Here is a 20,463-nt window from a genome sequence, read left to right on the forward strand (position 1 = left end):
ATAAGAAAAAGGACGCATGAAAAAACTTTCGTTTTTTCACACGCCCATTAGTGAAAAAAATCAGCTGGATATTCTGAAAAATGGAGAAAGATATTATCTTCCAGTGTTTACAAGTAGAGCAGAAATGAAAGAATATGGAAAGAAATTTTCTCAAAGAGAGTTACGCTTTTCTGATGTGATGGATATGGCAAAGAGATCACAATATGCATTAACAGGTCTTGTCATCAATGCGTTTACTGATTCTGTTATTTTGGACTGGAATCAGCTCGGCACGATAAATCCTGGTGGCGATGACGAAGAAGAAGAAACTATGTATACGAGATAGTTGCAAAGAAACCTTACTGATATTCAGAAGTAAAAACTGAAGATCGGTAAGGTTTTTTACTTCTGAAATTCGATGCTTTATGAATTAGAATAATTTATTGGAAAAAGTTGTCTATTGAGAGTGAAAAACTGGCTATTCGGTGGGAAAGTTGTCTTTTCAAAATATAAAGTTGGCTATTTATCATCAGGCTTATAATGAATCAATGAAAATTTCTTGAGATAGCTATTAAATTTGAGTAAGAGATAGAAGAGCAGATATTATATCTTGAAAAAAGTACGTTCCATTGGTTCCGTTGAAGTCAATAGATTCCTCTTTACTTTCCCGACACAACTGCTATAATATATCAGACAGCACGTAAAGGCAAAACAGAGAGGAATTCTATAATGGACATTATACAAAAATTTGGTAACGCAGTGAGCAGTATGTCTCTGGAGGATCCCGGGAAGGCGCGCAGGCTTCTTCTTACAGGATACCGACTTCAGGAGAAACGACTGCTCTTTTTTTCAGATAAAAAGCTGCCCAAGTCGGGACAGTATGTAGCAAGAATTGTTATGAAAAATATCATCCAGGCACTTTCAAAGCCTGAAAATTCAGCGATGGTCAGCATCTTTGTTCCGGGAGAGCTTTTGACGGCGGCAGGGCTGACTCCGTATTCGGTAGAAGCAATGTCCTGCTTTATCGCGGGAACAAGATGTGAGCAGACATTTTTGAGAAAAACAGAAGAAGAGGGATTTCCGGAAACGATGTGCTCCTATCACAGAGTTTTCCTTGGGGCGGCACTATCCGGACTTGTGCCAAAGCCAAAATGTATGATCTACACAAATCTGGCATGTGACAGCAATATGATGACCTTTCCGTATCTGAAGCAGAAAAATATGCTTCCGGGATTTTTTATAGATGTACCATATGACAAGAACGAAGATTCTGTAAAATATGTGGCAGATCAGCTCCGGGAGTTGAAAGCATTTTTAGAAGATGTTACTGGAAAGAAGATTTCCGAAGAGGCAGTACGGCAGGCGGTCAATAACAGCAACCAGGCAGCCGCATATTATCATGAACAGCTGGCACTGCGCAAAGAACATGATCCGGTCACGAGCCTGACCAATGAGCTGTACGCGATTTTCATGTGCCACCTCATGGCGGGTTCGCAGGAGGCAGTCAAGTACACGAAATTGCTTCTGGAAGATGTGAAAAAGGCACCGAAGAGCGAAGGTCTGCATATTCTCTGGATGCATATGATGCCATTTTTGCAGGAACCGGTAAAGGATATTTTCAATTACAGTGACCAGATTCATATCAGTGCCTGTGACTTTGTGGCAGACGGATTTCAGAAGACACATTATGAAGATCCGTATGAGTCCATGGCAGAAAAGATGGTGAACTGCATTTACAATGGAAGCGTCAGACAGAGAATCCAGAAGGCAAAAGAGCTTGCGGCGCAGACAAATGTGGATGGAGGAATCCTTTTTACACATTGGGGATGCAAAGGTACGATCGGAGCTTCCAGTCTGATCAAAGGATCGCTTGAGGAAGCAGGAATCCCGACCATGATCCTTGATGGAGATGGATGTAATCCGGCAAACAGCAGTGATGGACAGATTTCTACAAGACTTCAGGCTTATATGGAGATGCTGAAGGTAAATAAAGCAGAAAAATATGCCGCAAATCACGGAAAGGGGGCTGGGTCAGATGATACATTATGTCTGTAAATATACGCCGGTAGAGTTATTGAATGCATTTGGAGAAGAGTGTGCCGTACTGGAGGAAATGCCGGAGAACTTTGAAATGTCGGATCAGATCGCACACGCAAATCTGTGCGGCTTTGGGAAATCTGTGATTCAGGCAGTTCTGGAAGGAAAGGTCAAGCAGCTTGTACTTGTGAACTGCTGTGATTCTGCCCGGAGAGTTTATGATATTGTAGAGAGCACCGGAAAATGCAAATTTTTATATATGCTGGATCTTCCGCATGAAGATAATGAATGTGAGAAGGTAAAGTATGCACAGGCAATCATGCGTCTGAAAAAAGCATACGAAAAATTTTCCGGAAAAACATTTGATAAGGAAGCATTTTTAAATTCATTTACAGAAAATGAGACAGAAATGAAGCCATACATTGGTCTGATGGGTGTGCGTGTAACGGGTATTCTTGAAAAAATGATCCGGGATAATATTCAGATGGACGTGGACAATCTTACCTGCACCGGTGGAAGACAGCTTGCTGTTGTTCCGGAGCAGATGAGACAGATGGATGAAGAAAAAATGTTTCTGGCTTATGCGGATGCCCTGCTTTGCCAGATCCCATGTTTCCGAATGAATAACAACACTCGGAGAAATCAGCTGTATCTGGATCCAAACTTGAAGGGAATTATTTATCATACGATCAAATTCTGTGATTATTATGGATTTGAATATGCGAGCATTAAAAAGAATATCAAAGTACCGATTCTGAAAATCGAGACGGATTTTACAAGTCAGAGCGCTGGACAGTTACTAACGAGAATCCAGGCATTTGCAGAAACGATTGAAGGATCGGAAGACATGGATCCGGGAAAAGGAATCAGTGAGGAGGCAAGAAAAAAGATGGAGTCAGGAATATATTATGTAGCAGGGATCGACAGTGGCTCTACAAGTACAGACGTTGTGATTCTGGATCAGGACGGAAAAATTAAATCTACGATGATCATTCCGACAGGCGGCGGAGCGATGATGAGTGCGGAGAAAAGCCTGGATCTTGCTGTAGAGAAGGCAGGAATTAAGAAAGAAGAAATCGTTAGAATTGTCACGACGGGATATGGACGTGCTTATATTGAAAGCGGGGATGACAGTATTACAGAGATCACCTGTCATGCCAAAGGTGCGCATTACCTGAACCCGAATGTGCGGACGGTGATCGATATCGGCGGACAGGATATCAAGGCGATCAGCATCGATGAAAATGGCGCAGTAAAGAATTTCCTGATGAATGACAAATGTGCGGCAGGAACCGGAAGGTTTCTGGAAATGATGGCACGGACTTTGGGACTTTCTCTTGAAGAGATGAGTACAAAAGGATTGGAATGGAAGGAAAATATTGTGATTTCCAGTATGTGTACGGTGTTCGCTGAGTCAGAGGTGGTATCACTTGTGGCTCAGAATAAAGATGTGGCAGATATCATCCATGGTCTGAATGTGTCGGTTGCTTCGAAAGTAGGAGCACTGGCGGCACGTCTTGGGAAAAAGAATCCGGGAGAATATATGATGACAGGCGGAGTGGCAAAGAATCCTGGAATCATCAAAGCACTGGAAGAAAAGCTGGATGCGAAATTGTATATTTGCGACGAGGCACAGCTTTGTGGTGCACTTGGAGCTGCATTGTTTGCATATGAGAAGTGCAGTGTGTAGAGGCTGTGTTTGTAATCACCGGACATTATTTTATATTGCATAAAAAAGAGAAACCTTACCAATTTTCAGACGTAAAAATTGAAAACCGGTAAGGTTTTTTACGCATATCGCCATGCAATATGCAATTATCTTTTATTTCATTGCATCTTTAATTGCGCCAAGCAGCTCTTCATAGGTTTCATATGCCGGGATCTGCGGATAATCCGCTTTGATCTTGTCTGTTGAACGGAATAAAAATCCTGCCTTACTTGCCTGGATCATACCCAGATCGTTGTAAGAATCCCCACTTGCAATCGTTTCAAATCCGATGGATTGCAGTGCCTTTACGGTTGTTAGTTTGGAATTTTCCACACGCATCTTGAAGTCTGTGATCTCGCCGTTTTCTGCAATTTCCAGACTGTTGCAGAAAAGCGTCGGATGACCAAGCTTTTCCATGAGTGGCATTGCAAATTCGGTGAAGGTATCACTAAGAAGGATTACCTGGGTGAAGGAACGTAGCTCATCCAGAAAGTCTTTTGCGCCCGGAAGTGGATCAATCTTGGAAATTGTTTCCTGAATTTCTTTGATCCCGAGACCATGCGCTTTTAAAGTATCCAGTCTCCAACGCATCAGTTTGTTATAATCAGGTTCATCTCTTGTGGTTCTTTTCAGTTCCGGAATTCCACTTGCTTCTGCAAATGCAACCCAGATTTCTGGTACAAGTACTCCTTCGACATCCAGACAAGTAATATACATATGTTAACCCTCCTGTACTTTCTGTTTTTTGCTTTCTATCATACCATATATCTGTTTATTTTGCATTCTTTTTTGTAATTGATTAAAAATTGTGGTAGAGAAACCGGTATAAACTACATGATGGTATGGAAAACCATGTAAAGAAGTCAGTCGGGAAAATTGCGGGTTCCATTTTGGAATGTGTGCAAACTGGAAAGATATTGACGATAAATTTTTTCAAGGACTATAATATAAGTATCTGTGGCAAAAGAAGGATGTTTCGGAATGGATCATTGAAAAAAGAAAATCTGCCGAAACATATTTTGCTTAAATTGCATAAAGGAGAAAAAGGATGAATAACTTTATTTTTGAAAATAAAACGAAAGTATATTTCGGGAAAGGATGTGTCGGCGAGTATCTGCCGAAAATCGCTGCGGTGCATGGGGATAAAGTTCTGCTTGCCTATGGCGGCGGCTCGATCAAGAAAAATGGAGTTTATGAGGAAGTCATAGCGGCACTTGAAAAAGCCGGGAAAACGATCAGTGAATTTCCGGGGATCATGGAAAATCCGACTTATAAGAAGGTGCTTGAAGGCACAAAGCTGGTAAAGGAAAAACAGGTGGACTGGATTCTTGCAGTCGGCGGCGGTTCGGTTATGGACTGTAGCAAGGCAATTTCCATGGCAGCGGTCAGCGAGAAAGATGTGTGGGATGAGTACTGGGCGAAGAAGGGTGTTGTGGATTTTGAACCAATGCCACTTGGCGTGATCGTAACAGCGTCCGGAACAGGCAGCGAGTGCAACGGGGGAGCAGTTATTACCAATGAAGAGGTCATGATCAAGACAGACCGGGATTATCCGAAATGCAATCCGGAATTTGCATTAATGGATCCGACTTACACTTATACTGTTCCGACAAAACAGATGGTGGCAGGAAGCTTTGATATCCTGTCTCACGTTATGGAGACTTATTTCAGTGAGCCGGACGAGGATAACGTATCAGATGATATTTCGGAAGCTCTGATGCGCGGCGTGATAACAAGTCTTCGTGCGGCATTGGTAAATCCGGAGGATTATACAGCAAGAAGTAATCTGATGTGGCTGTCTACCATGGCGGAGAACCGGATCATCAAGCTCGGCAAAAAATGTGATTTTGAATGCCATCAGATGGAGCATCAGATCAGTGCTTATACCAACTGCAGTCATGGATGTGGACTTGCTGTACTGCATCCGGTTTATTATCGGCATATCTGTCAGGCAGGCGCAAAGAAATTTACCCGGTTTGCGGAAAATGTATGGAAAATTCCGAGAAATGGACGTACTGATGAAGAGATGGCTGAAGCTGGCGTAGAGGCATTGGCTGATTTTATCAGAGAGATCGGACTTCCGACAACACTTCGGGAAGTAGGCGTGGAGAAAAAAGAGGATCTGAAAGAAATTGCGGATTCTTGTTATCTGGTGGATGGAAGTTATAAGAAGATGACACATGAGGAGATTCTGGAAATATTTCTGGAGTGCTTCTAAGGACAATAGCTAAAAGGTGATATTGATTCACTGGGGCTTCAGAAGCCGTGCTATGTGGATGAACAGACGCACTACCGCTATTATGACATCAAGCAGAATGCCTGTCTGGACATGATTCAGTATATGAAAGAGCTTGGAATGGAACTGAAAGAGATTAAAGAGATCCCTGTGCCGGAAAGGGTACAGGGATCTCTTGTCTCAGGTAGTAAAATTTCTATACTGGATGGATATCTTGGTTAAGGTGATCTGAAGTGTTTTGAGGATTTGTTTCCTCCGAGTGTTCATTCACCGGAAGATATTCATACTTCGGAATGAAATCCCGTTTATCGTACAGTTTATAATACTGAATGAAAATACGGTCCATAACTTTTGGAATCTGACTTTCATCTGATTCAAATAAAATGATCAGGTACTGCAGGGCACTATACCGTGTACACACGTCAATCCTACGGATCTTGTGACGGATCGCTTCCTCCATGTATTCCAGTGCCTGTTCAATATTTTCAATATACATCATAGAATCCGGAGCGGTTTCCATTGTGACCATGACCAGGAAACAATGGTATTTATGTCGTTCTCCAAGTTGGTTGATGTACTCATAAATCTTAGAAAATTCACGGTAATTAAGATTAAGTGCTCCGGAATAGTTTCCGCTGTTGCGAAGTACTTTTGCCACAAGGGAAAGATCTTTTGCTACGCTGGAAACCGGGAATACGGTATTGCCCATCTGTTGATAGAAAAAGAAGTTGTGTTTTCCGTTTTGCTTGACATAATAGAGTGCTTTATCTGCTTTGGAAGAACATTCGTCAAAGGAATCTCCCTTGGTACACATGCAAAGTCCGGCAGAAATGGATGCAACACGGATCTCAAAATCTTTTTTCTTCTCAGAATCAAAGCGGGAAAACAGAGTTTCCATAAGCTCGGATATTTCATTTTTACCGGCATCCGGTACAAAAAGAAGGAATTCATCGCCACCAAGCCTGCAGCCAACCGAATTTCCGATATGCTCGGAGAGGAGAGCTCCAAGTGCTTTCAGTGCACGGTCGCCGGCTTTATGACCGTAGATATCATTTATCTTTTTCAGATTATCCATATCCATAAAGATCAGACAGCCATTGTGTTCCTGCATCAGCTGTGCGATCATTTTCTGACCGGTATTTCGCATAGGGAGTCCGGTAAGAAGATCAAAATTTTCTACTTCCTCCTGGCTCTTCATCGTATTCATAACATTGGAAATGAAGTTGCTGATTTCAAATTCCATGCCAGGAAGAGCTGGCTCGTCATCAATTTCCAGATAAGTATCTGTGATCGTCAGACGATTCTCATCCATCAGTCTGAGAAAAATATCTGCGATTTCCGGATCGAACTGAGTTCCTCTGTTTTTGCGTATTTCTTCATAAATTGTTTCTTTTGGAAGAGAATTACGGTAAATACGGCGGGAATTCATTGCGTCATAGCTGTCAGCAACAGCAACGATTCGCGCATGGATCGGAATTTCTTCACCTTTTAGACCGTCCGGATAACCATGGCCATCATAACGCTCATGATGAGATCGGGCAACTTCGGTTACATGATTGATGATCGAAACATTTTTCAAAATCTCAGCACCAATAACCGTATGTTCCTTAATAACAGCGTACTCTTCGTTTGTCAGTTTGGATGGCTTGTTTAAAATAATATCAGGGATGCCGACTTTTCCGATATCATGCAGATGAGCTGCATGTCGGAGATTGACGATTTCAGAGCGATTCCAACCCATTTCCTGCGCAATCAGTGCAGAGTATTCCGCAACACGATGGGAGTGCCCTCTGGTGTATTCGTCCTTGGCCTCGATGGTTGTAGAGAGAGTCTGCATCATCTGTAAGGAAATTTTTTCCATCTGCCGTTTACGTTTCAAAAGCTCCTCTTTTTGACGATGCATTTCAATGGTATGCACATTCTTTATTGTACGGATAATGTTAATGAAAAGAAGGATCAACATGCTGACACCAATAAAAAGACCGGAAATCAAAACTACAAAATATGTAGAAATGGATTCGATGGCGATGGCAAGCATTGCAATGATCAGGCCGATCAGCACCAATTTGTTTTTCCGGTATTCTTTCTTTCGCATATCCAGACAGAAAGTCAGGAAAACCAGAAAGAAGGTGACTGCAAGAATCACGTGGGCGCCCGGCAGAGTTTCAATAAAATCAGCAGTGCCAGTCAGATGAAGAACCAGACAGATCAAAAAGTTACCAAATGCCGCACAGCCGAGGTAAAAGTAAGGCTTTTTATAACGCCCCTGCTGAATGAGATCTGCATAAAAAAGTACCGGGATCGGAACGAGCATGATCATCACAAAGCATAAAGTCCCCAGTGCAGATGGATTCGGAACTATAAGCTGTCTGAGCTTGGATTCGCCGAGCATCCATGTAGCTCCCATGGTCATGCACCATCCAAGATATTCCATATCGAATTTTCTGTCATAGACAATTCCGAGTGCGATACTGAAAAGGATGGTAATGATACCGGCGAACAAGATAAAGAAAGCAATAATAGTCTCAAGCCCGTAAGATTCAAAAATATATTCCCAGATATCACTCTTGTCTCCGGAATAGATCTCATTGACTACACCGGAATAGTTAGAGGTATTGGTAGTCAGCTCAATACGGAGTTCTTTTCCTGCATCTGCTGCTGAAGTAGGACAGAAAACATAACAGCTGGCAGAATTTTTCCCAGTCAGTCGATGGTCTTTGGTTGAGTATTCAGTGCGAAGCACTCCGTCAATATAGAAACGGATATCCTGCAGAGAGGAACGTATAGCAAGTGAACTTTGCGTATAATTTTCAGGAAGTGTTGTGGTAATGACCATAGTCTCTTTTGCAGGAACATTGTAATGTCCGGGGACGGCAATCTGTTCTTTGCTTCCATCGGAGTGAATCCAGGTAAAAGTACCACGATATGTGATGTCGCTGGATTGGATTTTGGCATTGTGATTGTTAATTCCTGTGAATTGTATTACCAGAAACCAGATAAGTATCAGGAACATCAGAAGATAGTAAAATCCGATCTGGATTTTGCTTATTTTATAGTTTTCTTTTGTCAAAACAGAGACTCCTTATCTACAATTTTGGTCTATTTGAAGATATTATACGATGTGAGTGTCAAAAGTGAATTTTGCCACTTACTGATGTAACCGGATTGCTCCATTGCTACGCAATTCCCACAATCCTTAAACATCATTATACTATTTGCGGACAATATTTGCAATTAAAGAGAAGGAGGAATGGTGGAAAAAGACAGGTCATGGAAGTTGAGAAATACCAGAAGATAGATTATAATTTTCATAAAATATTGATACCAGGGTCAAAAGGTCAGAAAGCCGATGCAAGCTTGCTCGCAAGAGGTTTTTTGACCTCTTGACCCGCCAAAAATATGAGTAAGTAGCCATTTTTTAAAGAAAAATGAGCGGATTACGAATGTTTTTGAGGATTGCGAGAGTGCAAAGCACGTAGCAATCTGGTATCAAAGGGGTCAAAATATTTTGTGTATGAAAGGGAACGTAAAATGGTAAAATTAAGCACACTTTGTTATATTGAACAGGATGGAAAATATCTGATGCTTCACCGGACTGTCAAAGAAAATGATATCAATAAAGACAAGTGGATCGGAGTAGGCGGTCATTTTGAAAAAGGGGAAAGCCCGGAGGAATGTCTTCTTCGTGAGGTATGGGAAGAGACGGGATACACGCTGACATCCTGGAGATATCGTGGGATTGTAACCTTTGTATATGGCGAAGATGTAGTAGAATATATGTCGCTTTATACGGCAGATGGTTTTACAGGAACGCCGATTGCGTGTGATGAAGGAGAACTGGAATGGGTAGAAAAGTCTAAGATCGGAGAACTGGAATTGTGGGAAGGGGATCGGATCTTTTTTGAACTCCTTGAAAATGAGCAGCCGTTTTTCTCATTAAAGCTTGTATATAACACAGATGATGTTCTGGAATATGCAGCGTTAGATGGAAAAGAGATGAAAGATTTCAGAAGAAGAGAGTGTTAAAGTGGAATGTCGAATAGTGTGGAAAAGTTACGAAAGTAATGTTTTAGCATGGAATGTTGAGTCCGCTCATTTGGATAGTGTATGATGATAAAGATTCTCATTAAATGAAGGGGGAAAAGAGAATGTACAGTGAGTTGACAAAGATGGAAGGGAAAAGGATTGTAATCCGCACATTCGGTTATTTTGATATTTTTGTGGATGGGGAAACGATCCCTTTTTCATGTAAGAAAGCCAAAGAACTGTTGGCACTTCTGGTTGACAGAAGAGGAGGATTTGTGACGACGGGGGATGCGATCAGTTATTTATGGGAGGATGAATGTACAGAAAAAAGAATAAAAGATAAATTCCGCAAAGTGGTAAAAGAACTTCGGAGAACGTTAAATGCATACGGAATCGAAAGAGTCCTGCACCGGGTAAATCAGGAGAGCCGTATCCGCACAGAGCATGTGGAGTGTGATCTGTATGACTACCTGGAGGATGAAGAAAAACATAAAAAGCTGTTCAAAGGAGTGTATATGACGAATTACAGCTGGGCGGAAAACACTTTGGGAACGTTGTTGAATCAAAAAGAATAATGGGAAATATAGCAAAAATCGGGAGACTGTTATCAGACAGCCTCCCGATTTTTTTGAAGAGATTTTATTGGACTACACATTCTTTGTACAGTTTTTTGATTGTGAATGTCTGCTGTAAAAGGAATAAAAAATGAATGGTTCAAAAGATTTTGCAAAAGAAACGAAAAAAGGATGAAAAAGAAACGTTTTTTGGACGGAAAAGAAACGGAAAACGGTTGTATGGATGTGTAAAATGAGGAAAGGATCCGAAAATAAAAAGAAAGAGAGGAAAAAGAATGAGACAATTGAGACGGCTGTTATCCGTTTTGGTAATGGCAGTAACAATCGTGGGGATGTCGGTGACGGCATTTGCACAGGAAAGTGTATCGGGGGCAGGAGGTAATGGCAGTATTACGATTGAGAATGCATCAAAAGGGATTCATTATACAATTTATAAGATATTTGATGCAAAAGTGAATGCAGAAGGAACTTCGGTAGCATATACAAAAAAAGATATTTCTGAAAATCCTTATTTTAAAAAGGATTCAGCAGGAAATATAACTGCGACTGAGGATGCATATGAAGCTGGATCTAAAGAGCAATTTTCAGAAGGGGCAATTGCCTGGATAAAAGAAAATGGAAAGGAAGTATGCAGTAAAACTTCCGATGGCTCTATATTAAAAATCACCGGTCTTCCATACGGCTACTATTATGTCACCAGCACTTTAAAAGATGGCGGTATGATCATGGTAACGAGTGTTGCAAAAGACGCGCAGATCGTGGACAAAAACAGTAAGGAGCCGCAGTGGACTCCGGGGAATGACGGGAATGCCGGAGGGAAAAGTATTGTACTTGACGATGGTAAACAGGTAAAGGAAAATAATGTCAGTATCGGTGAAACGGTTCATTTCCGTTTACAGATCAACACCTCGAATTATGTTGCAGACAAGCAGATCAAGGAATTCATTATTGAAGATACTCTTCCGACCGGATTTGATGCAGCAAAGATCACATCTGTGATGATTGAAGAAGAACCGCTGGAACAGTTTGAAAATACAACTTTCCCGGTTACGATCCCTTGGGCAGCGGATGAAGGAGAAAATGGCTGGAAAAATCTTTATGATACCGGGGCAAAAATTACCATTGATTATACGGCTGTGTTAAACGATAAAGCAGTGATCGACGGTGAAGGAAATAAGAACAGTGCCAGATTTTCATGGAATTATACGACAGAGGAACCGGGAAAAAGCTCGATAGAGGACTCTACAACAACAGATACCTATGCGGTTGTGATCCAGAAGGTCAATGAAAAAGGAGAGGCACTTACCGGAGTGGAATTTGAAGTGCCGTTCCCGGTTCAGGCAGAAGAAGAAAGCGGTGTGTATACTGTAAAAGGCGGACAGACCGGAACCGGAAAGGTGAAAGCCGGAAGTGATGGAGCTGTGGTGATCAAAGGTCTGAAGATGGGTGATTACAGAGTTACAGAAACAAAAGCACCAGAAGGATATAACAAGCTGACGGAGTCATTTCTGGTAAGTGCCGAAAAGATCAGGGCGACAAGGACGGACGCCAGCACATATCTTGATGAAAACGGAAATGTTACAGAAAGCGAGACTGAGACAAAGGTAACTTATACAAATGCAGATTTTGCAGCAAAGGTAAAAGTTGTTGTAAATAAATCAGGAAAACTTCTTCCGGGGACAGGTGGAACAGGTGAAATGATCTTTACGGTCAGTGGAGTACTGATTGCAATTGTTGCAGGAGTTGTCCTGTTGAATACAAAAAGACGAAAACGAATTGTATGATAGTGAATAAGCCGGAACGAAGGGGAAGACTTTTCTTTTTTATATGGACAGGAATCCTTCTTGTGGGAATCGCGGTCATGCTCTATCCAAAAGTCGGAAAGATCTGGAATGCCGGTCGGCAAAGCAGGGTGGTAGATGGATATGAAAGGTCAGTGGAGAAGCTGGATGCTAGGAAGGAAGAGGAAATAATCGCACAGACAAGAGCATATAATGTGATGCTTCTGGAACAGAATAACCCAGTGCCGAATGACAAAAATGCTGATAGTTATGGAGCACTTTTGAATATGACATCTGACGGTGTGATGGGATATCTGGAAATTCCGGAAATCCGGGTGAAACTTCCGATTTATCATGGAACGGGTGATTTTGCAATCTGCAATGGCGCAGGACATGTGGAAGGAAGCAGTTTCCCGATAGGCGGAAAGGGAACACATGCGGTGCTTTCTTCCCATAGAGGACTGCCGGGGGCGAAACTTTTCTCGGATCTGGACAAGCTGAAGGTGGGAGACTATTTTACAATTACAGTGCTCCGGCAGACGATTTTCTATCAAATCGATCGGATCGATATTGTAGAACCGGAGGAAACGGGACTGCTTGCCCTGGATAAGGAGAAGGATTACTGCACATTACTGACATGTACGCCTTACGGTATCAATACCAAACGGCTTCTGGTGCGGGGCGTACGCTGTGAGGTGACGGAGAGAGCGGAGCCGATCCGGACAGGCGAGAAGACGTATCGGGGATGGTATGCTGCAATCGGACTGAATCTGTTTGTGGCAGGCGTGATCTTGTGCTGGAAAAGGAAGAAAAAAGAAGAGGATAAATATAAATGAGGGGGATAAAAATGCAGACAGTATTTGCTGAAAAAACAGAAGACCGGTCGCTGGATGATAACAGACATATCGGGGAGCTTTTCTTTATCCGGATGTACTGGGAAAAAGGGAGGATTCCGTCTGGAAATATTCTGTACTGGAAGGATGCCAAAAGAGAGGATGCACAGATCAATTTCACAGGATTTGACGGACTTTTGCTGTATCTGGATGAAACTTGCGAGCAGAATGGTGTATTACTGAGGAAAGCACAGGTTAGAAGAAATCAGAAAAGAAGACGGTATCTTGAAGCGGGAAAGGAACTGGAGCTGGTAAAAAAATCGGAGCATGCAGCTGTTTTCTGGTTAAAAGTAATGGGACGGGAGTTCGCATCTTTTCAGGGGATAGTGCATATCTGGGGAAGAGATTATCCGTACCGGAGCGGATTTGAACTGATTATACTGCTGAAAGATATTGTAGGATTTACAGAGAGAAGGAGTGTAAGGAAAAACTGGAAGGCAGAGAGAAACTGACGATAAAGGATTGTGAAGTTCTGAAAGACATATTATAATGACATAAGAAACTACAGACAAGAAGAACAGGAGATGCAGACAATGGAATTATGGGATATTTATGATGCAGATAAGAAACCAACAGGAAGAACGATGAAGCGCAATGACTGGTGTCTGAAGAACGGGGAGTATCACCTTACTGTTCTTGGCGTTGTAGCAAGACCGGACGGGGAATTTCTGATCACTAAAAGGGTAATGACGAAAGCCTGGGCACCGGGCTGGTGGGAGGTATCCGGCGGTGCTGCGCAGGCGGGAGAAGCGTCTTACGATGCTGTATTAAGAGAAGTCAGAGAAGAAACAGGACTGGATGTAAGCCGGGCAGACGGAGGTTATCTTTTCACTTACAAGAGAGAGAATCCGGGGGAAGGAGATAATTATTTCGTAGATGTGTATCGTTTTGTGATGGATATTGATGAAAAAGATCTCCATCTTCAGGAGGCAGAGACAGATGGTTATATGTTTGCAACATTAGATGAGATTAAGGCATTTGCGGAAGAAGGAAAGTTTCTGCATTATGACAGTATAAAGAAAGCATTTGAGATGTAAGTAAAATAAAAATCGGATTATCGGGGAAATGACAGATCGCCTGATAATCCGATTTTTTATAAAACAGAAACTCTGAAAAAATATGCAATACATAGCGAGTATCTGTTTCTTTCTGCTACTTGCAATATGATGCAATCACTTTCAACACCTTATCCATTTCCAGTGGCTTTGCGAGATGCTCATTGATTCCGGCATTCTTTGACTTCTGGATATCTTCCGTAAAAGCATTGGCGCTGAGGGCAATGATTGGAACCGTTGGGGCATCAGGGCGGGAAAGTCCGCGGATTGCCTTTGCGGCATCCAGACCATTCATAACCGGCATCATAATATCCATAAGAATGATGTCGTATTCATATGGTTTTGATTTTTCAAAAAGCCGGACGGCTTCCAGTCCGTTGATGGCTGTGGATACATTAAGTCCTGCGGCTTCCAGAGAGAAAACAGCAATCTCAAGGTTCAGTTCATTATCCTCTACAACAAGAATATGAAGATCCGTAAGATCTGCCGGAGTATCAGTGTCAGTTTCCGCAGAGGCGGAAGGTTGATGCTCGTCAATGGTAAATGGCAGGATCAGAGTAAAAGTTGAGCCGACATTTTTTTCACTTTTCAACTGGATCGTACCGCCCATTTCCTGTACCAGTCTGTGAACGATCGCCATACCGAGCCCGGTCCCTTTGTAAATCGTCCGGGCACCGGTATCTTCCTGTGCAAAAGGTTCAAAAATATGCTTCTGAAATTCCGGACTGATACCGATACCGGTATCAGAAATTATAAATTTGTAAATAACATTCTGATGTACCTGCCTGATGATCTTTGCGTGTATAGAGATCGAACCACCGGGCTTATTGTATTTAATTGCATTGCTTAAAAGATTCATGAAAATCTGACGGATATGTAATGGACTTCCGATCAGATAAGGATATTTTAAACTGCCCGGTTTTATTTTTTCCAGAGTGATATCAAGCCGGGAAGCCTGTGCCTCCAGCATACTCCAGCAATTGTCAAGGATCTCGCGGATGTCGAATGGTATCTGTTCAAGGAAGAATCGGTCTGTTTCCATCCGCTGCATATCCAGGACATCGTTGACAAGAGCTTTTAAGTGAAAAGCAGCAGTACGCATTTTCTCATGACACTCCAGCAGTGCTTTGGGATTTGTTTCATTTTTCTGTGCAATATCAAGCATTCCAAGAATTCCGTTAAGAGGGGTGCGGATATCATGTGACATCCGGTTGAGGAAGTCGGTTTTGGCTGTATTTGCCTGATTTGCGGATTCGACCGCCTTAACCAGCTCCTGCTGGTAAGCCAGTTCTTTCTGTTTGTAATCATCGATGATCTGGGTTACATAAAGAATTTCTGTAACATCGTCATCAGTGTCGCGGTTCTGGACGATAAAGGTGGCACGGCGCCAGATCCCCTGTGGAGATGGATACTCCCGGCTTATAAAAAGCTTTCCGTGCAGCCGGTCATTTACCGTTGCCAGATCAAAGAAATACTGCATGATCTCGTGATGTGACGGTGCAACCATTTTCTCAAGGATATCATTTAACTGCGCAGTGGCGGAAGTGACAACTCCGGTCGGTGGATAGTTCTGGTTGGCACCGGCAAGCTTTTCAATCCGGTCTTGAATCAGATCGATATGGTAAATTGCATGATAAATCTGACTGGTTGCAGCGGTCAGGTTCTGATATTTACGTTCATTTTCGATATTACGGGTGACATCCTGATGATATCCACGGATGCATATTCCATTTCCCTGATAATCCGGATAGAGGATACCGCCACATCGTATCCAGATCTGTCCAAGTAACGGATGATTCCATGGGTATGTGATTTCTGAATAACTTTCGTGAATGACCTTCTGTATATAATCAAGCACCGGGGTTACGTATTTGGGAGGAATCCGGTGATACCAGAACTGATAAACTTCTTCAGGAGACATCTCTTGTGACACACCAAGAAGAGTACACATTGTAGGATTTGGGTGCAGCCGGGGAGCTTTAACGCCATCCATCTCAAGCGTCCAGATACCGATCTGTGCGCCACGAAGAATTTCGTCCATCTCCAGCTGATAATCCAGACGGGATTTGGAGGCAACAACCTCCAGGCGCATCTGCTCATTCTTATGATCTTTGATCATGGTTCCGACATATTTTCCAAGAAGGGACAGCAGGCGGTGGATCAGGCTGGATTTCTCCATATCCGGATTATATACGCCAACGAAACCAATCAGCTTTTCGTGTACAGAAATAGGAAAGGCGATCAGGGTAGAAACGTTCTGAACTTTTAACAGTTCATATTCCAGAGGCATAGATTCACGGTAAGCCTCCAGATCTTCGATCAGAATATTTTCACCATGAAGAAAAACCTCGATCCATTTTGGCATGCTTTCAAAAGGAATATCATGCAGATTCCGGATCTGCGGGGTGACTCCTGCGGCGCACCACTCATAAGTATTGGTAGAAGTATGATTTTCACTGGTTTCAAATACATAAGCACGGTCGGCGTCTGTAAATTCTCCGATCGATTTGAGCATAAAATTGATACCGTCAGCCAGATCCTCTGCTTCATGAAGCAGGGAAATCTGATCTGTCATAAAACGTTCGGCTTCCAGCTCAGCATATAAAGTTGCATTATCCTTGTCATTATTCATAAGGAAGTTCCTCTCAAGAAAAGTGTAAAGTTTATAAAATTACTTTACCTTGTTTTTGCGAATTCGTCCACGAAAAATTTGAAATACAAACAAATTGTCTGGTGGTTTACAAAAAGAAGGAATGATTCTATAATTTCAATTAGACGAAAAAGATTTTGTCAGGAGATAACAGGAGGAAAATGAAATGGCTTGTACAACAATACTGGTTGGAAAAAAGGCATCGTATGACGGCTCTACGATGATCGCAAGGAATGATGATTCACCGTCAGGCGCTTATATGCCGAAAAAATTTGTGGTGATTCATCCGGAAGATCAGCCGAAGGTATATGAATCGGTGATTTCGCATGTGAAAATAGAATTACCGGAGAATCCGATGCGTTATACCGCCATGCCGAACGCAGTCAAGGGGGAAGGAATCTGGGCGGCAAGCGGGGTAAATGAAGCGCAGGTAGGAATGACGGCAACCGAAACGATCACATCCAATCCACGTGTGCTTGGAGCAGATCCGCTGGTTACATATCAGCCGAAGTCGGACGACCAGGAAGAAATTGCAGGTGGAATCGGGGAAGAGGACATTGTATATATCGTGCTTCCTTATATCCACAGCGCAAGAGAAGGCGTGCAGAGACTTGGAAGTATTCTCGAGAAATACGGTACTTATGAGATGAATGGAATTGCATTCGAGGATGTAAATGAGATCTGGTGGCTGGAAACAATCGGCGGACATCACTGGATTGCCAGAAAAGTGCCGGATGAGGTTTATGTGGTGATGCCGAACCAGCTTGGAATGGATGAATTTGATCTGGAAGATGCACTTGGTGAGCAGAAAAATTATATGTGTTCTCCGGATATGAAGGAATTCATTGAGAAATATCATCTGAACCCGTCCATGGATGGAACCTTAAATCCAAGAGATGCTTTTGGAAGCCATGATGACTCGGATCATGTATACAATACACCGAGAGCCTGGTTTATGGAACGTTACCTGAATCCAAATTCATACAGCTGGGATGGACCGGATGCAGATTATACACCAGTATCCGATGATATTCCGTGGTGTATGGTTCCGGAAAAGAAGGTTACAGTAGAAGATGTAAAATATGTTCTGTCTTCACATTATCAGGGAACACCTTATGATCCGTATGGAGCTTACGGGGACAAATCAATGAATGGTGCTTATCGCTCCATTGGTATCAATCGAAATGATTTTATGTCTTTGATCCAGATGAGACCGGATCAGCCGGAAGATTCCCGCGCAATTGAATGGGTGGCATTTGCATCAAATGCATTTAATGTAATGGCTCCATTCTATGCAGATATTGATGAAACACCGGAATATTTTGCAAATACGACAGGGGAAGTTTCAACAGAGAACTTCTACTGGTCAAGCAGAATGATCGCTGCGATGGCAGATGCTTCTTATAAAAAGTCTATTTTCCATATTGAGCGTTACCAGGAACATGTGATGGCAAAGGCACATCAGATCATAAATCGGTATGATGACAATCTTACGAAAGAAAGTGATATAGCAAAGCGTATGCAGATCAAACGGGAAGCGAACCGGGAGATTGCGAAGATGGTGAAGAAGGAAACTTCGGATACATTGTCTAAGGTTTTGTACGAACTGAGCAATCAGATGAAGAATTCTTATGCGAGATCGGATGCATAAATAAAATACGAGTGGGAAATGAAGAGGGCAGAAAAATCATAAAATGATGTAAGTGTTAAAAATAAGAAAAAAGTTGATAAAAAAATAATTTTATAAACAGAAAGGTTTGAATTTTGTAGACTAAGGTATTATAATAGCGTAGGAAGTTGAAAACTTCTTAATCAAATTCAAACAAAAGGCAGGTGAACAGAATGGACAGTTGTGATAGTCATGGGCGAAGTATATACGCAGGATGGGAAAATGGCAGCAGTTCATTCTGTTTGTTCGTATAGCATTTCTTATCCTGTTTTCCCGTATTGACATTCATAATTGAATATTGGATGAAAGACAGAAATGTGGAGAATTTTAGACTTTGATTCTGCATGTTTTTGTGCTGGAAAAAGGATAAGGAGGGCGAAAGTTATGGAAAATACACAGGATTATCAGGACTACCAGGACTACAGAGCTGAGATCCTGGGCATTGTAAGAAGCAATGCCTCTCCGGGAATTATGAGAAATAAACTGGAAGACTACCATGAGAATGACCTTGCAGATGTATTCCCGGATCTCTCCGTTGCAGAGCGGCGGAAATTGTGCCGGATTCTGAATCTGGACATGCTTGCGGATATCTTCGAGTATATCGATGAAAAGCAGGCTGCTGAATATCTGGATGAGATGGATGTGCGGAAAGCAGCAGCAATTCTTTCCAGAATGGAAACAGATGCGGTTGTAGATGTACTGCGGATGATTCCAAAAGAAAAGAGAGCTCTTTTGCTAGAGCTGATGGATGATGAAGCTAGAAAGGATATGGCAGTTATTGCTGCATTCGATGATGAAGAGATCGGTTCAAGAATGACCACGAATTACATTGAGATCAGAGAGAATCTTACTGTAAAGCAGGCGATGACCGAACTTGTCGGTCAGGCAGCAAAAAATGACAATATTTCTACAATTTTTATGGTGACAGCGGATCACACCTTCTACGGTGCGATGGATCTGAAGGATCTGATCACGGCAAGACAGGATACACGTCTTGAGGATCTGATCGTGACATCATATCCATATGTATACGGTCATGAGCTGATTGATGACTGTATCGAAAAATTGAAAGATTATTCGGAAAATTCTATTCCGATCCTGGATAACGATAATAAACTTCTCGGTGTTATCACATCCCAGAGCATTGTAGATTTGGTCGATGATGAGATGGGTGAAGATTATGCGATGTTCGCTGGTCTGACTGCAGAAGAAGATTTGAAAGAGCCACTCAAAGAGAGCATGAAAAAACGTCTCCCTTGGCTGCTTGTTCTGCTGGCACTAGGAACAGTTGTATCTTCTGTTGTAGGTGTATTTGAGCAGGTAGTAAGCCAGCTGACGATCATTATGTGTTTCCAGTCACTGATCCTGGACATGGCAGGTAACGTCGGTACCCAGTCACTGGCGGTAACGATTCGTGTTCTGATGGATGAATCACTGACAGGAAAGCAGAAAGTAGAACTGGTATTCAAAGAGATGCGGATCGCATTTTCAAATGGTGCGATTCTTGGAATTTTGTCATTCCTCGTATTAGGACTTTATATTGCACTTTTCAAAGGAAAGACCTGGACATTTGCGTATGCGGTATCCGGCTGTATCGGTCTGTCTCTGATGGTGGCAATGGTAATTTCCGGTGCGGTGGGTACACTGATTCCTCTGTTCTTCAAGAAGATCAATATCGACCCGGCGGTAGCATCCGGACCACTTATTACGACCATCAACGATCTTGTTGCGGTTGTAGCTTACTATGGACTGTGTGGTATTCTTCTGATCGGAGTGCTTCATCTGGCGGGATAATTATAAAAGAGAGTAAAACGAAGTGCGTGTAGGATATAAATGCTTTTACTGAATAAAACG

At 42.3% G+C, this 20,463-nt stretch carries 16 protein-coding genes; 13 read left to right on the plus strand and 3 right to left on the minus strand.

What is annotated here, in order from left to right:
* The first annotated feature begins 16 nt into the window (after positions 1-16).
* The 3 genes from PG418_RS14745 to PG418_RS14755 all read left to right on the plus strand — a co-directional run bounded on the left by PG418_RS14745 (position 17) and on the right by PG418_RS14755 (position 3,706).
* Positions 17-325, plus strand: coding sequence for an SseB family protein (locus PG418_RS14745; protein WP_498837617.1), 309 nt, complete (start codon positions 17-19; stop codon positions 323-325).
* A 383-nt stretch (positions 326-708) separates the two neighbouring features.
* The gene (locus PG418_RS14750) at positions 709-2,034 is read left to right on the plus strand and encodes a 2-hydroxyacyl-CoA dehydratase subunit D (RefSeq protein ID WP_055155501.1); all 1,326 of its coding nucleotides are present in this window, start codon (positions 709-711) and stop codon (positions 2,032-2,034) included.
* Positions 2,015-3,706, plus strand: a complete 1,692-nt coding sequence (locus tag PG418_RS14755) for an acyl-CoA dehydratase activase (protein ID WP_195250708.1) — start codon at positions 2,015-2,017, stop codon at positions 3,704-3,706. The genes PG418_RS14750 and PG418_RS14755 overlap by 20 nt, the downstream gene beginning before the upstream one ends.
* Positions 3,707-3,838: 132 nt before the next feature.
* Here the strand turns inward: PG418_RS14755 and thrH are convergent, their stop codons facing one another.
* Positions 3,839-4,441, minus strand: coding sequence for a bifunctional phosphoserine phosphatase/homoserine phosphotransferase ThrH (gene thrH, locus PG418_RS14760; RefSeq protein WP_008368697.1), 603 nt, complete (start codon positions 4,439-4,441; stop codon positions 3,839-3,841).
* A gap of 331 nt (positions 4,442-4,772) precedes the next feature.
* On the opposite strand from thrH, the gene PG418_RS14765 reads away from it, so the two are divergent.
* On the plus strand, positions 4,773-5,942 hold the full coding sequence (locus PG418_RS14765) for an iron-containing alcohol dehydrogenase (RefSeq protein ID WP_498837618.1): 1,170 nt from the start codon (positions 4,773-4,775) through the stop codon (positions 5,940-5,942).
* Positions 5,943-5,996: 54 nt separating this feature from the next.
* A complete protein-coding gene (locus PG418_RS14770; protein ID WP_055155497.1) occupies positions 5,997-6,182 on the plus strand; it encodes a MerR family transcriptional regulator in 186 nt (61 codons plus the stop codon).
* Here the strand turns inward: PG418_RS14770 and PG418_RS14775 are convergent.
* Positions 6,157-9,030: an HD domain-containing phosphohydrolase gene (locus PG418_RS14775; RefSeq protein ID WP_498837619.1), complete on the minus strand. Its 2,874-nt coding sequence runs from the start codon at positions 9,028-9,030 to the stop codon at positions 6,157-6,159. The two genes, PG418_RS14770 and PG418_RS14775, sit on opposite strands and share 26 nt — an antisense overlap.
* 461 nt (positions 9,031-9,491) lie before the next feature.
* On the opposite strand from PG418_RS14775, the gene PG418_RS14780 reads away from it, so the two are divergent.
* The 6 genes from PG418_RS14780 to PG418_RS14805 all read left to right on the plus strand — a co-directional run bounded on the left by PG418_RS14780 (position 9,492) and on the right by PG418_RS14805 (position 14,272).
* The gene (locus PG418_RS14780) at positions 9,492-9,986 is read left to right on the plus strand and encodes an NUDIX hydrolase (RefSeq protein WP_008368677.1); all 495 of its coding nucleotides are present in this window, start codon (positions 9,492-9,494) and stop codon (positions 9,984-9,986) included.
* Between the two features lie 122 nt (positions 9,987-10,108).
* Complete coding sequence (locus PG418_RS14785; RefSeq protein WP_055155495.1) at positions 10,109-10,561, plus strand: AfsR/SARP family transcriptional regulator; 453 nt, start codon at positions 10,109-10,111, stop codon at positions 10,559-10,561.
* Positions 10,562-10,836: 275 nt separating this feature from the next.
* A complete protein-coding gene (locus tag PG418_RS14790; protein ID WP_498837620.1) occupies positions 10,837-12,345 on the plus strand; it encodes a SpaA isopeptide-forming pilin-related protein in 1,509 nt (502 codons plus the stop codon).
* The gene (locus PG418_RS14795; protein ID WP_498837621.1) at positions 12,342-13,178 is read left to right on the plus strand and encodes a class C sortase; all 837 of its coding nucleotides are present in this window, start codon (positions 12,342-12,344) and stop codon (positions 13,176-13,178) included. Before PG418_RS14790 ends, PG418_RS14795 begins: the two co-directional genes overlap by 4 nt.
* Before the next feature lie 11 nt (positions 13,179-13,189).
* Positions 13,190-13,687: a hypothetical protein gene (locus PG418_RS14800; RefSeq protein ID WP_117557271.1), complete on the plus strand. Its 498-nt coding sequence runs from the start codon at positions 13,190-13,192 to the stop codon at positions 13,685-13,687.
* Between the two features lie 81 nt (positions 13,688-13,768).
* Positions 13,769-14,272, plus strand: coding sequence for an NUDIX hydrolase (locus PG418_RS14805; RefSeq protein WP_368282514.1), 504 nt, complete (start codon positions 13,769-13,771; stop codon positions 14,270-14,272).
* Positions 14,273-14,387: 115 nt separating this feature from the next.
* Here PG418_RS14805 and PG418_RS14810 read toward each other — a convergent pair whose 3' ends face one another.
* Positions 14,388-16,922, minus strand: a complete 2,535-nt coding sequence (locus tag PG418_RS14810) for an ATP-binding protein (protein WP_498837622.1) — start codon at positions 16,920-16,922, stop codon at positions 14,388-14,390.
* Between the two features lie 184 nt (positions 16,923-17,106).
* Between PG418_RS14810 and PG418_RS14815 the strand changes: the two genes are divergently transcribed.
* Together PG418_RS14815 and mgtE are read left to right on the plus strand one after the other, a co-directional pair.
* Complete coding sequence (locus tag PG418_RS14815) at positions 17,107-18,591, plus strand: C69 family dipeptidase (protein WP_498837623.1); 1,485 nt, start codon at positions 17,107-17,109, stop codon at positions 18,589-18,591.
* Between the two features lie 402 nt (positions 18,592-18,993).
* Positions 18,994-20,403: a magnesium transporter gene (gene mgtE / locus PG418_RS14820; protein ID WP_211134090.1), complete on the plus strand. Its 1,410-nt coding sequence runs from the start codon at positions 18,994-18,996 to the stop codon at positions 20,401-20,403.
* Positions 20,404-20,463: the final 60 nt, after the last annotated feature.

This window comes from Bariatricus sp. TF06-38A (assembly GCF_027690675.1).
GTDB classification, from domain to species: domain Bacteria; phylum Bacillota; class Clostridia; order Lachnospirales; family Lachnospiraceae; genus Allocoprococcus; species Allocoprococcus comes.